The following is a 12,486-nucleotide window of genomic DNA, read 5'->3' on the forward strand; positions in this document are numbered from 1 at the left end:
ACAATCATTTTTAGTATAGAATATAATTGTAGGTTAATCTTAATGATTGCGGTATCCATATGGTAAATAGTGCTAAAATAGCTAAAGACGGTAGAGTCTCTATACCGGCTGCTTATAGGAAACAATTACGTTTAAAAGAAGGGGATAAAGTAGTATTTACTCTTAAAGAAAATGAGGTGGTAATTTCTCCATTAAGTTTTGTGTTAAAAAAAGTCCATACTAATATCAATAAATACTACTCTTCGGAAGAAAGTTTAGTAGATAAATTGATCGCTGAACGTAGAAATGAAGCAAAAAATGAATAATGTAATATTTGATGCGTCAACCTTATTGGCTCTAATAAAGAATGAAAGCGTTAATATAGAATTAAAAAATTATTAGGAAATGTATCCATGTCTTCTGTTAATGTTTCTGAAGTAGCCGGAATTTTATTAGAATCTGGAATGTCATATCAAGAATGTAAGAATTATATAGAGCCATTTGTAAATTCTATTGTACCTTTTGATGAGGAACAATCTTTTCTTGCTGCAACTATAAAAAAACAAACTAGACATTTAGGCTTATCGCTTGAAGATCGTGCTTGTATTACACTATGGTTAATTACCGGCTATCCTATATACACGGCAGATAAAGCATGGGCTAATGTGCAATTAAATTGTAAAATTATACTTATTCGTTAAGTAATAAATAAAATGACAAATACACTAACTGATGACGAAGATAATTTACCTATACCAAGGGTTTTACCTTCAAATGTTCAAGCAGAGCAAATGCTACTTGGGGCGATTTTAACCAATAATGAATTACTAAATTACGTATCGGAATTTTTACGTGATGAACATTTTTTTGAGCCTATTCATCAAAAAATCTATAATGCAATTGAAAAAATTATCGAAAAAGGTTTGATAGCTACACCTATTACTTTACGTAGTATGTTAACTCAAGATGAACTATTTCAAGAAATAGAAGGAACGGAATATTTAGCAAAATTGATAACTATGTCAATGATGGTAATAAATCCGATTGATTACGGTAAAATAATATATGATTTAGCAATAAAGCGTAATTTAATAAATATCGGTGAAGAAGTAGTAAATAATGCTTATAATTCTTCATTAGAAGTTGAAGCAAAGGAACAGATTGAACATGCCGAAGCTAAACTTTACGATTTAGCTAGCGAAGGCTTAAATGAAAAAAGTTTTACCAAAATCGGTATATCTATTTCAGAATCCCTTGCTAGCATCAATAGAGCTATGAAAAATAACGATCACGTAATCGGTATATCTACAGGTTTACTTGATCTAGATAATAAATTATTCGGCTTTCATAATTCCGATCTTTTAATTCTCGCAGGACGTCCGTCGATGGGTAAAACAGCATTTGCTATAAATCTTGCACTCAACGCTTGTAATAATATGCGTCTTAAAAATATTAGGGATAATCAAGAAATTCAGTCGGTAGGTTTTTTCTCTTTAGAAATGTCCTCAGAACAGCTAACCACACGTCTACTTTCAATGTGTGCAGAAATTGATTCTACCTCTCTTCGTACAGGGATTCTAGGTGAAGAAAAATATAACCGCCTTCGCAAAGAAGCAAACACTTTATCGGAATTACAATTTTTTATCGATGATACCCCTGCTCTATCTATTTCCGCTATAAGAACAAGAGCTAGAAGAATGAAACGCAAACATAATCTCGGTATATTATTTATCGATTATTTACAATTAATTAGAGGAGTAAGTAAATCTGAAAATAGAGTTAGCGAGATTTCAGAAATAACCCAAGGTTTAAAGGCAATAGCAAAAGAGTTAAATATTCCGGTTATTGCGTTATCTCAGCTTTCAAGAGCGGTAGAACTACGTGAGGATAAAAAACCTATGCTATCCGACCTTAGAGAATCAGGAACTATAGAACAGGATGCTGATATAGTAATGTTTATTTACCGTGAAGAATATTATTTAACAAGAAAAGAACCGGCAGCAGGCGATGCTAAACATGCCGAATGGTTAGATAAGCTCAATAAAGTATATAATATTGCCGATATAATTGTTGCAAAACATCGTAATGGACCGGTTGGAAATGTTCCGCTTTATTATGATAGTCAATTTTCTAAATTTGGTAATTTGGAGAAAAGAACTTTTAACTCTGTTTAAATCAGAATTGCCTTAACGTCATTGCGAGCGACTAAAGGCGTTGTCGCATGGATCGATTTATGTCATTCCCGCATGGCATTGTTGCGTGGCTCGGTAAATGCACTTGATGTCATCCCCGTGAAAGCGGGGATGACATCGGAAAGCTACAAAATGTCAATTATTTCATCAAAATTTTCACGTCGTTTATTTTTTTCTACCCATTTTATTGCTTTATCAAGCACCTCATTATTATTGTTCTTATAAAGCCACATCTCATTATCAGGAATAAACTTACCGGGCTTTATTATTATAGTATACCTCTAGTAAATGAAAAATTGTCAAAGAAGTCAGCAAGTGTTATTAAGTAAGAATGGATTTATAGAAAATTAACATCAGTAGAAAAAGAAGAATTAAAGCTTTATCATAGAAGCGAAAGGGATAAGAGGATTTGTGATAGAATCAAAGCTGTTCTCATGTATGATGATAGCTATAGTATTGATGAGATATCGAAAGTGTTATTACTGAGTGATGAAGGGATAAGAAAACATTTAATAGATTATCATAATGCTCAGAAGCTTAAGCCTGGAAATGGCGGTAGTGATAGTAAACTTACTAGACAGGAGGAAGCAGAGTTAATAGTTCATCTAGAAAATAATAATTATGTGTATGCTAGAGATATAGGTTTGTTCATAGAACGTCAATATGGAGTAATCTATACATTAGCTGGGGTAATCAAGCTGTTACACAGACTTGGTTTTAGTTATCAGAAACCTAAGTTAATTCCTGGAAAAATAGATTTAGCTAAGCAAGAGGAATTTAAGCTGCAATATAGTTTGCTAAAAAATAATTTAGCTAAAGATGAGTCTATTTATTTTATGGATAGTGTTCATCCTCAATACCAAACTCGAGCAAGATTTGGTTGGATTAGAAAGAATGTAGTTAAAACATTACCAAGTTTCAGTGGTTGGAAGCGTAAACATATTGTTGGTGCTATTAATCTTAAGGATTTAGAGGTAGTAACAACTGACAATCCTAAGGTTAATGGTGATTATATTATTGAATTTTTAAAGGAATTAGAAGCAAATAATCAAGATAAAAGTAAGATTTATTTGATATGCGATAATGCTGGATATCATAGGTCAAAAAAGGTAAAAGAATATCTACAATACAGTAAAATAGAGTTACTATTTTTGCCAGCATATAGTCCTAATTTGAATCCAATTGAACGACTGTGGAAATTTATGCATTCTGTTGTAAGTAACAATAAATTTTATGCGAATTTTGAGACATTTACTGATTCTATAGAGGGTGTCAGAAAGTTTGTGTAAGTTGTAAAAATAGTTAAGAATAAAATTAATTAAAACAACTTACATGAGGCTAATATGAAGAATAAGAGCAAAGTATCAAATCCGACTATAGAAAAAGTAGTATCAGAAATACTATCACAAAGTGATCCATCTGAGATATTTGGCAAAGAAGGGATATTTCAGGAATTTAAAAAGCAGATAGTAAATAAGATTTTAGAGAAAGAAATGGAATCTCATATAGGTTATGAGAAGCATTCTAAGAATGCCAAGGAGTCAGAGAATAGACGTAATGGCAATTATGAAAAGACTTTAATAGATCCTGAAGGTCGTAAATTGACAGTAGAAGTGCCAAGGGATCGGGATGGAGAATTTGAACCTCAACTCATTCCAAAAGGAGTACGAAAATTTGAAGGATTTGATGATAAAGTAATATCCTTATATGCTAGGGGAATGACCATTAGGGAAATACAAGGACACTTAGAAGAACTATATGCTACCAAGGTATCATCTGAGTTAATATCAAAGGTAACTGATGGTATTTTAGAGGAAGTTACTGCCTGGCAGAATAGAGCACTTGATAGTGTATACTTCTTTTACCTGAAGAATTGGTAGTATTAGATATTAATTATCCATAAGAACATTGATTATTCGCTCATCTAAATATTCATTTTCCAACTTTTCAAGTTAAAGAAGTATATATCTCCCGATAAAATAACAATTGGAGCTAATCAGCGGGTCACGTTTAAAAGCCTAGGTAATATTGAGGAATTAATCTTAGGACCACATAGTAGTGTTAAAGTAACAGATCTTAATCATAAGGTATTTATAAATAATACTAATCGAGATAAGATAATTATATTATCAGGTGAAGATACTAATTTTTATGATAATCCCTACGCTTAAATTTTATTGATATTCTCTGTCATTCCTGCTTTCGCAGGAATGCGTTGTTGCGTGGATCAATTTCGCCTCTGTCAAGCCACGGGGTGACACATTGGATTTTACCGGTCTACGCAACAATGCCTGCTCGCAATGACGGGGTGGTATCCACGCGGGCAATGCCTCACAGAATGACATAAAGAGCATTTTACCGCCCCACAAAATAACACCTCTAAGCCCCAAGCAGCACTTGATTTTGTAGTTTAAATAATTCTGCCGCACCGCCTTTAGCAAGTTTTAACATTGCTATAAACTGCTCTTTGGAAAAAGGTTCTTTCTCTGCCGTGCCTTGCACTTCGATTAAATTACCGTTACCTGCAAATACAAAATTACTATCCACTTCAGCATCGCTATCTTCTAAATAATCCAAATCTAGTATCGCCTCGCCTTTATATATCCCGCAGGAAACAGCTGCAATTTGACTAATTAACGGATTTACCTTTAAAATTCTCTTTTTCATCAATGATCTAATAGCTAGGTGTAATGCTACGTAGCTTCCTGTTATCGCTGCCGTTCTAGTACCGCCATCGGCATTAATAACGTCACAATCTATAATAATCTGCCTCTCACCTAGTTTCTTCAAGTCAATTACACATCGCATGCTTCTTCCTATCAAACGCTGTATTTCTTGGGTTCTTCCGCCTTGCTTCCCTTGTACTGCTTCTCTTTTAATACGCTGAGATGTAGAGCCTGGGAGCATGCCGTACTCAGCGGTAACCCAACCTTGATTCTGCCCTCGTAAAAACGGCGGTACGGTAGTTTCGCAAGTAGCACTACACATGACATGTGTATTACCGATTTTAATAAGGCATGAACCTTCCGTATTAATAAGCGGTGATAATTCTAATGAAATAGGACGTAATCGGTTGCTTTTTCTTCCTGACTGTCTCATAATACAATTTGTACTCCATAAGTAAAAATAAGTAGTAGACGAAGTTTAATTTTTCAAATTAAACGAGTATACCATTGAAAAAATTTTTATTATATCTATATGTATCTCAAAAAAAATATAAAGTAAATAATATGATAAATGATAATATAGAAAATAATGAACAAACAATAAATGATATTGCTGAAGAGATAGTTGAAACGGCAAATCCAGAAATAACAAAGTTAAAAGCAGAAATTGAAGAGCTAAAAGACAAACTAATTAGAACTACTGCCGAAATAGACAATACAAGAAAACGTTTAGAAAAAGCACGTGACGAAGCAAAAGATTATGCAATTGCTACATTTGCTAAAGAACTACTAAATGTTAGTGATAATCTTTCAAGAGCATTAGCACATAAACCGGCAAATTCTGATATAGAAATCACAAATATTATTGCAGGCGTTCAGATGACTAAAGATGAACTGGACAAAATCTTTCATAAACATCATATTGAAGAAATAAAGCCGGAAATAGGATCAATGTTCGACTATAATTTACATAATGCAATTTCGCAGATAGAACATCCTGATCATGCACCGAATAGCATTGTTACTTTAATGCAATCAGGATATAAAATTAGAGATAGACTGCTTCGCCCGGCTACCGTACAAGTAGCTAAAAAATCTTAATACTCGATGAACTTCAAAAATTTGCGTTGTCGTTCTACAAGAGCTTCGGTTCTCACGTATTAAGTATACGCTGCGATCCTCGCCTTGTGAACTCCTTGCTCTTTTTGAAGTTGATCTTCGTATAGAAATGGAAAAAATAATATGAATAGAACCGCTATATTTTGGCTAGTTTTTTTAGGGCTTTTTATAAGCGGTTTTATGCTAATTTTAGACGCAGTAAAACCATTCTTTATCGCATTTATAATATCTTACTTACTACAACCTGCTATAGGTTTTATCGCATCAAAATTCAAAATATCAAATAAATTTGCATCAAGCATAATTTATCTGATATTTTTGAGCATATTTTTCTTAAGCTTAACTATTTTAGTGCCGATAATTTATGGACAAATTTTTACTTTTATAAATAATATTCCAAAATATAAAAATTATTTACAAGCAGAAATATTACCGCCTATAATGGCAAAAATTTATTCGATAGAACCTGATATTGCCGATAAAATCAAGAATTCTTTAAGCAATCTTATAAATAGTATATTTACTATACTTGGCAGTATTGCTAATAATTTTTGGCGTTATACCATTATTACTATTAACATATTTATTTTATTTTTACTTATACCTATAATATTATTCTATTTCCTACGTGATTGGGCTAAAATTATTGCAAACATGAAATCATTATTACCTATAAAAACCCGACCGAAAATCCTTGAAATATTATCGGCAATTAATAATCTGTTATCTGCTTACATAAGAGGACAGCTAAATATTTGCTTATTATTGTCTACTTATTATAGTATTGCATTTACCGTAATAGGGATTGATCTCGCTCTTTTACTTGGCATTTTAACGGGATTTTTAGTTATTATTCCTTTTATCGGTACTTTTATATCGTTTCTTTTGACTCTAATTATCGGTTATTTAACTTTCGGCATGACCGCAAAATTATTATATATAATGATAATTTATCTAGTCGGGAATATTTGTGAGTCTTATATTTTAACTCCTAAAATTATCGGTGATAAAATAGGTTTGCATCCTCTTTGGATTATATTCTCGATTTTTGCCTGCGGCAGTTTATTTGGAATTATTGGAATATTTTTTGCTATACCGATTGCAGGGATTACAAAAATTTTACTCCTAAATCTAATTAAATTTTATAAATCTAGCAAATTCTATCGCACAGACGGCTAAGTTATAATATTATTGTATGATTTTTAAAAAGTGTCTAATGTCATTCCTAGCTAAAAGCGGGGAATCCAGTCAAACCTATAAAAAACTTGTTTTTTTAGGTTTATTTTATGAATTAATGTATAATTTTTGTACTGGTATTAAGATTATTTTTCTGGATTCCCGCTTTCGCGGGAATGACATAGAGAAGCATGAAAATGACCCCCTCGACCTACAACAATGCTGCTAAGGATTAATAATGCAGCAATATATATTTCGTTTTATTACTTCTAATAAATATCATCCTGATGAGTTTATTGTTTCTAGTTCTAACGAGCAAGCTTATAATATTATAAAAAATTGGCAGTGCAGCTTTGGCGTTAATCCTTATAAATTTACTTTATTAATTAAAGGACCTTCTTCGTCAGGAAAAACTTATTTAACCAAAATATGGCAAAATTTAAGCAGTGCCTATATTATTAAAGATATTTTTTTTAATGAAGAAATTTTAGAAAAATATAATGCTTTTATCATTGAAGATATTGAAAACTGGCAAGAGCCGGCATTACTTCATATATTTAATATTATTAACGAAAAACAAAAATATCTTTTACTTACCTCATCTAATAAAAGCAGCAATTTTACTTTACCCGATTTATCTTCACGTATTAAATCAGTACTCAGTATTGTATTAAATTCACCTGATGATGAATTAATCAAAATTCTAATATTTAAGCATTTTTCTATTTCTTCGGTAACAATATCAGGACAAATAATAGATTTTCTTTTAGTAAATTTACCTAGGGAATATTCTAAAATTATAGAAATATTAGAAAATATTAACTATTTTGCTTTAATTTCCAAAAGAAAAATAACAACTTCATTAGTCAAAGAAGTTTTAAATAAGTATAATCATAAAATATTGTAACTTTTTTCTTGACTTTAAATCTTCTCAATATAACCTTTCTATAAATTAACTTTTTAGAAAAAATTGTGTTGGGATATGAAAAAAAAAACAAAAAAATTAAAATAGAGAACAAAAACAGGCTATAGGTTTACTATCGATAGGTACTTTTTTAGAGTATTTTGATCTTATGCTATATGTTCATATGGCAGTACTACTTAATGAGCTTTTCTTTCCGCAATATGATACTCACGTTAATCGCCTTCTTGCAGCTTTTTCTTTTTGTTCTACTTTTATTTTTAGACCCTTAGGAGCTTTGTTATTTGGCTGGATAGGAGATAATATAGGTCGAAAATCTACAGTCATTATTACCACTATTTTAATGTCGTTTTCTTGTATCGTTATGGCTAATCTTCCTACTTATGCCCAAGTAGGTACTAGTGCCGCTTGGATAGTAACAATATGCCGTATAGTGCAAGGTATGTCGTCCATGGGAGAAAGAGTAGGAGCAGAATTATATTTAACGGAATCCGTAGGAGTTCCTAAACGCTTTCCTGCCGTAGCGTTTGTAGGGGTATGTGCTAGCTTAGGATTGACTGTTGCCCTTGTGGCGTAGCAACCTTAGTTACATCCTATGGCTTTAATTGGCGTATCGCATTTTGGGTAGGTGCAGGAATTGCTCCAATAGGTAGTGCTGCTAGGACTACTTTACGTGAAACACCGGATTTTGTTGATGCTAAGCGTAGAATACAAGAAACTATAAAAGATAGTAATATAATTGATGTAGCAAAAATAAAAAATAACCCTGTATGGCAGGAAAAAGTTAATAAGAGACTGCAATCTATTATTTTTTAATACAACTAGCACAACCGGTGTGGTTCTATTTTGCTTATATTCATTGTAGTAATATACTTAAAGATTCGTTACACTATACCGCTGAAGCAGTAATACATCAAAATTTCATTATTTCTATAGTAGAATTTTTTGTAGCACTAGCACTTACGTGTTTATGCTATAAATTTCATCCACTAAAAATTTAAAAAACGCAATTAGTAATATTTTTAACTTTTCTTCTATTTAGTCCATTAATATTAGATAATATATACTTCTTCAACATGAAGAGTTGTTAAAATGATTAGGCACAATGGTTTGAAAATTGTCATTTACCAATGAAGAAATTTTATTTTTATATTTTTCAATATTTTCAAAAAATATTCGTATAGAATCAGTAAATGTCTCAAAATTCGCATAAAATTTATTGTTACTTACAACAGAATGCATAAATTTCCACAGTCGTTCAATTGGATTCAAATTAGGACTATATGCTGGCAAAAATAGTAACTCTATTTTACTGTATTGTAGATATTCTTTTACCTTTTTTGACCTATGATATCCAGCATTATCGCATATCAAATAAATCTTACTTTTATCTTGATTATTTGCTTCTAATTTCTTTAAAAATTCAATAATATAATCACCATTAACCTTAGGATTGTCAGTTGTTACTACCTCTAAATCCTTAAGATTAATAGCACCAATAATATGTTTACGCTTCCAACCACTGAAACTTGGTAATGTTTTAACTACATTCTTTCTAATCCAACCAAATTTTGCTCGAGTTTGGTATTGAGGATGAACACTATCCATAAAATAAATAGACTCATCTTTAGCTAAATTATTTTTTAGCAAACTATATTGCAGCTTAAATTCCTCTTGCTTAGCTAAATCTATTTTTCCAGGAATTAACTTAGGTTTCTGATAACTAAAACCAAGTCTGTGTAACAGCTTGATTACCCCAGCTAATGTATAGATTACTCCATATTGACGTTCTATGAACAAACCTATATCTCTAGCATACACATAATTATTATTTTCTAGATGAACTATTAACTCTGCTTCCTCCTGTCTAGTAAGTTTACTATCACTACCGCCATTTCCAGGCTTAAGCTTCTGAGCATTATGATAATCTATTAAATGTTTTCTTATCCCTTCATCACTCAGTAATAACACTTTCGATATCTCATCAATACTATAGCTATCATCATACGTGAGAACAGCTTTGATTCTATCACAAATCCTCTTATCCCTTTCGCTTCTATGGTAAAGCTTTAATTCTTCTTTTTCTACTGATGTTAATTTTCTATAAATCCATTCTTACTTAATAACACTTGCTGACTTCTTTGACAATTTTTCATTTACTAGAGGTATATAAATAAATAATACTTTATAAAATCATAAAGATTGATAATTTAAAGTTGAAATTTATAAAATAACATGTATATTTTTATAGTATTTCAATTATTAGTATATTTAATATGGAATTTGATCGTAAAAATGCTATTATTAGTTTTTTAAAAGAAAATGAAGGGCAGAAATTTACTCCTTATAGCATAGCAAAATGGCTTGTCGAAAATTATCCTAAAGAAGCTAGACGCAAAGCAAATACAAGTAGAAATAAGAGAATAATAGCAGCAAAAACTCAAGAAGAAAAAATTAAGGAAGTTATAAAGGCTTATGCAAATGAAATTAGTAGAGGTAGGTTTAATGAGTGGAAATCAAAGCCTAATATTAGAATAGAGTCAGAACCTCAAGTAAGATTGTACTATAGTCAAAATCCTGATTATCAAATTAATAATGAACAAGTAACAAACCTTAAAAATAAAGTAAGACAAGAAAATGATATAACTGAAGAAGAAGTATACTTCTTTAACTTGAAAAGTTGGAAAATGAATATTTAGATGAGCGAATAATCAATGTTCTTATGGATAATTAATATCTAATACTACCAATTCTTCAGGTAAAAGAAGTATATATGACGTACTTAAATTATATCTTGATGAATTAGGTATCTATAATATGCAAATTAGACATAGTTTTTCTTCAAATAAACAAGGAACTGGAAGTAATATATGGTTACATCCTGATTGGGTAGGCATGGAAGTTCTTAATAAAAAATGGAGTCCACTAATCAAAAATTGTGCTAAATATTATGGTGGAAAACAAGCAAGACTTTGGTCTTTCGAAGTAAAAAAGAAAATAAAACGTAGTAACGTAAGAGAGTCTTTTTTTAGGCTTTATCAAATTCATCATGGGCACATTATGGTTATTTAGTTGCACCTATTCTAGACGAAATTAGGTCTGACACTAGGCATGAACTCGACATATTATGTACTAGGCATGGGATAGGTTTTATTTTAATAAATATGGAGTTTCCTGAAGATAGTGAAATATTAATCCCTGCTAAAGAAAAACCTGAAATAGATTGGAATATGGCTAATAGGTTAGCAGAAGAAAATAAGGACTTTAAAAATTATCTAAGTAAGGTTGATATATTTTGTGAAAAACCAACAGAAGCAGTGATAGAGAGTATACCTCTAGTAAATGAAAAATTGTCAAAGAAGTCAGCAAGTGTTATTAAGTAAGAATGGATTTATAGAAAATTAACATCAGTAGAAAAAGAAGAATTAAAGCTTTACCATAGAAGCGAAAGGGATAAGAGGATTTGTGATAGAATCAAAGCTGTTTTCATGTATGATGATAGCTATAGTATTGATGAGATATCGAAAGTGTTATTACTGAGTGATGAAGGGATAAGAAAACATTTAATAGATTATCATAATGCTCAGAAGCTTAAGCCTGGAAATGGCGGTAGTGATAGTAAACTTACTAGACAGGAGGAAGCAGAGTTAATAGTTCATCTAGAAAATAATAATTATGTGTATGCTAGAGATATAGGTTTGTTCATAGAACGTCAATATGGAGTAATCTATACATTAGCTGGGGTAATCAAGCTGTTACACAGACTTGGTTTTAGTTATCAGAAACCTAAGTTAATTCCTGGAAAAATAGATTTAGCTAAGCAAGAGGAATTTAAGCTGCAATATAGTTTGCTAAAAAATAATTTAGCTAAAGATGAGTCTATTTATTTTATGGATAGTGTTCATCCTCAATACCAAACTCGAGCAAGATTTGGTTGGATTAGAAAGAATGTAGTTAAAACATTACCAAGTTTCAGTGGTTGGAAGCGTAAACATATTATTGGTGCTATTAATCTTAAGGATTTAGAGGTAGTAACAACTGACAATCCTAAGGTTAATGGTGATTATATTATTGAATTTTTAAAGAAATTAGAAGCAAATAATCAAGATAAAAGTAAGATTTATTTGATATGCGATAATGCTGGATATCATAGGTCAAAAAAGGTAAAAGAATATCTACAATACAGTAAAATAGAGTTACTATTTTTGCCAGCATATAGTCCTAATTTGAATCCAATTGAACGACTGTGGGAATTTATGCATTCTGTTGTAAGTAACAATAAATTTTATGCGAATTTTGAGACATTTACTGATTCTATACGAATATTTTTTGAAAATATTGAAAAATATAAAAATAAAATTTCTTCATTGGTAAATGACAATTTTCAAACCATTGTGCCTAATCATTTTAACAACTCTTCATGTTGAAGAAG

The 12,486-nt window shown here is 31.0% G+C and carries 16 protein-coding genes; 14 read left to right on the forward strand and 2 right to left on the reverse strand.

Features of this window, described 5'->3' with window-relative positions; translation table 11 throughout:
- Window positions 1-59 precede the first annotated feature (59 nt).
- From AC5584_RS05145 to AC5584_RS05170, 6 genes are all read left to right on the forward strand, one after another.
- On the forward strand, window positions 60-305 hold the full coding sequence (locus tag AC5584_RS05145) for an AbrB/MazE/SpoVT family DNA-binding domain-containing protein (protein ID WP_499216079.1): 246 nt from the start codon (window positions 60-62) through the stop codon (window positions 303-305).
- 87 nt (window positions 306-392) lie between these two features.
- A complete protein-coding gene (locus tag AC5584_RS05150) occupies window positions 393-680 on the forward strand; it encodes a type II toxin-antitoxin system VapC family toxin (protein WP_499216080.1) in 288 nt (95 codons plus the stop codon).
- Window positions 681-692: 12 nt separating this feature from the next.
- The gene (locus AC5584_RS05155; RefSeq protein WP_499162922.1) at window positions 693-2,153 is read left to right on the forward strand and encodes a replicative DNA helicase; all 1,461 of its coding nucleotides are present in this window, start codon (window positions 693-695) and stop codon (window positions 2,151-2,153) included.
- A 437-nt stretch (window positions 2,154-2,590) separates the two neighbouring features.
- The gene (locus AC5584_RS05160; protein WP_499216988.1) at window positions 2,591-3,460 is read left to right on the forward strand and encodes an IS630 family transposase; all 870 of its coding nucleotides are present in this window, start codon (window positions 2,591-2,593) and stop codon (window positions 3,458-3,460) included.
- 54 nt (window positions 3,461-3,514) lie between these two features.
- The gene (locus AC5584_RS05165) at window positions 3,515-4,051 is read left to right on the forward strand and encodes a transposase (RefSeq protein ID WP_499215983.1); all 537 of its coding nucleotides are present in this window, start codon (window positions 3,515-3,517) and stop codon (window positions 4,049-4,051) included.
- 48 nt (window positions 4,052-4,099) lie between these two features.
- Complete coding sequence (locus tag AC5584_RS05170; protein ID WP_499216989.1) at window positions 4,100-4,342, forward strand: hypothetical protein; 243 nt, start codon at window positions 4,100-4,102, stop codon at window positions 4,340-4,342.
- A gap of 208 nt (window positions 4,343-4,550) precedes the next feature.
- On the opposite strand, the gene rph is transcribed toward AC5584_RS05170, so the two are convergent.
- Complete coding sequence (rph, locus tag AC5584_RS05175) at window positions 4,551-5,270, reverse strand: ribonuclease PH (protein ID WP_499216081.1); 720 nt, start codon at window positions 5,268-5,270, stop codon at window positions 4,551-4,553.
- A gap of 131 nt (window positions 5,271-5,401) precedes the next feature.
- Here rph and grpE point away from each other — a divergent pair, with 131 nt between their 5' ends.
- From grpE to AC5584_RS05195, 4 genes are all read left to right on the forward strand, one after another.
- Window positions 5,402-5,938, forward strand: coding sequence for a nucleotide exchange factor GrpE (gene grpE / locus AC5584_RS05180; RefSeq protein WP_499216082.1), 537 nt, complete (start codon window positions 5,402-5,404; stop codon window positions 5,936-5,938).
- Between the two features lie 141 nt (window positions 5,939-6,079).
- A complete protein-coding gene (locus tag AC5584_RS05185; protein WP_499216083.1) occupies window positions 6,080-7,135 on the forward strand; it encodes an AI-2E family transporter in 1,056 nt (351 codons plus the stop codon).
- 235 nt (window positions 7,136-7,370) lie between these two features.
- Window positions 7,371-8,039: an HdaA/DnaA family protein gene (locus AC5584_RS05190; RefSeq protein WP_499216084.1), complete on the forward strand. Its 669-nt coding sequence runs from the start codon at window positions 7,371-7,373 to the stop codon at window positions 8,037-8,039.
- Between the two features lie 166 nt (window positions 8,040-8,205).
- A complete protein-coding gene (locus tag AC5584_RS05195; protein ID WP_499216085.1) occupies window positions 8,206-8,631 on the forward strand; it encodes an MFS transporter in 426 nt (141 codons plus the stop codon).
- A 494-nt stretch (window positions 8,632-9,125) separates the two neighbouring features.
- Here AC5584_RS05195 and AC5584_RS05200 read toward each other — a convergent pair whose 3' ends face one another.
- Window positions 9,126-10,163, reverse strand: coding sequence for an IS630 family transposase (locus AC5584_RS05200; protein ID WP_499216990.1), 1,038 nt, complete (start codon window positions 10,161-10,163; stop codon window positions 9,126-9,128).
- Between the two features lie 167 nt (window positions 10,164-10,330).
- Between AC5584_RS05200 and AC5584_RS05205 the strand changes: the two genes are divergently transcribed.
- From AC5584_RS05205 to AC5584_RS05220, 4 genes are all read left to right on the forward strand, one after another.
- Window positions 10,331-10,753 (forward strand): hypothetical protein, encoded by a 423-nt coding sequence (locus AC5584_RS05205; RefSeq protein ID WP_499216086.1) that lies wholly within the window; start codon window positions 10,331-10,333, stop codon window positions 10,751-10,753.
- A gap of 118 nt (window positions 10,754-10,871) precedes the next feature.
- Window positions 10,872-11,126 carry a hypothetical protein gene (locus AC5584_RS05210; protein ID WP_499216087.1) on the forward strand — a complete coding sequence of 85 codons (255 nt, stop codon included), beginning with the start codon at window positions 10,872-10,874 and terminating at the stop codon, window positions 11,124-11,126.
- A gap of 92 nt (window positions 11,127-11,218) precedes the next feature.
- A complete protein-coding gene (locus AC5584_RS05215; protein WP_499216088.1) occupies window positions 11,219-11,437 on the forward strand; it encodes a hypothetical protein in 219 nt (72 codons plus the stop codon).
- 90 nt (window positions 11,438-11,527) lie between these two features.
- Window positions 11,528-12,481 carry an IS630 family transposase gene (locus AC5584_RS05220; RefSeq protein ID WP_499216991.1) on the forward strand — a complete coding sequence of 318 codons (954 nt, stop codon included), beginning with the start codon at window positions 11,528-11,530 and terminating at the stop codon, window positions 12,479-12,481.
- Window positions 12,482-12,486 lie beyond the last annotated feature (5 nt).

Source organism: Rickettsia endosymbiont of Villa modesta (assembly GCF_964026485.1).
In the GTDB taxonomy this organism is placed as follows: domain Bacteria; phylum Pseudomonadota; class Alphaproteobacteria; order Rickettsiales; family Rickettsiaceae; genus Rickettsia; species Rickettsia asembonensis.

Coding starts and splice junctions, on each gene's coding strand:
- AC5584_RS05145 (WP_499216079.1), top strand. CDS start 60: ATGGTAAATAGTGCTAAAATAGCTAAAGACGGTAGAGTCTCTATACCG.
- AC5584_RS05150 (WP_499216080.1), top strand. CDS start 393: ATGTCTTCTGTTAATGTTTCTGAAGTAGCCGGAATTTTATTAGAATCT.
- AC5584_RS05155 (WP_499162922.1), top strand. CDS start 693: ATGACAAATACACTAACTGATGACGAAGATAATTTACCTATACCAAGG.
- AC5584_RS05165 (WP_499215983.1), top strand. CDS start 3,515: ATGAAGAATAAGAGCAAAGTATCAAATCCGACTATAGAAAAAGTAGTA.
- rph (WP_499216081.1), bottom strand. CDS start 5,270: ATGAGACAGTCAGGAAGAAAAAGCAACCGATTACGTCCTATTTCATTA.
- grpE (WP_499216082.1), top strand. CDS start 5,402: ATGATAAATGATAATATAGAAAATAATGAACAAACAATAAATGATATT.
- AC5584_RS05185 (WP_499216083.1), top strand. CDS start 6,080: ATGAATAGAACCGCTATATTTTGGCTAGTTTTTTTAGGGCTTTTTATA.
- AC5584_RS05190 (WP_499216084.1), top strand. CDS start 7,371: ATGCAGCAATATATATTTCGTTTTATTACTTCTAATAAATATCATCCT.
- AC5584_RS05195 (WP_499216085.1), top strand. CDS start 8,206: ATGCTATATGTTCATATGGCAGTACTACTTAATGAGCTTTTCTTTCCG.
- AC5584_RS05205 (WP_499216086.1), top strand. CDS start 10,331: ATGGAATTTGATCGTAAAAATGCTATTATTAGTTTTTTAAAAGAAAAT.
- AC5584_RS05210 (WP_499216087.1), top strand. CDS start 10,872: ATGCAAATTAGACATAGTTTTTCTTCAAATAAACAAGGAACTGGAAGT.
- AC5584_RS05215 (WP_499216088.1), top strand. CDS start 11,219: ATGGAGTTTCCTGAAGATAGTGAAATATTAATCCCTGCTAAAGAAAAA.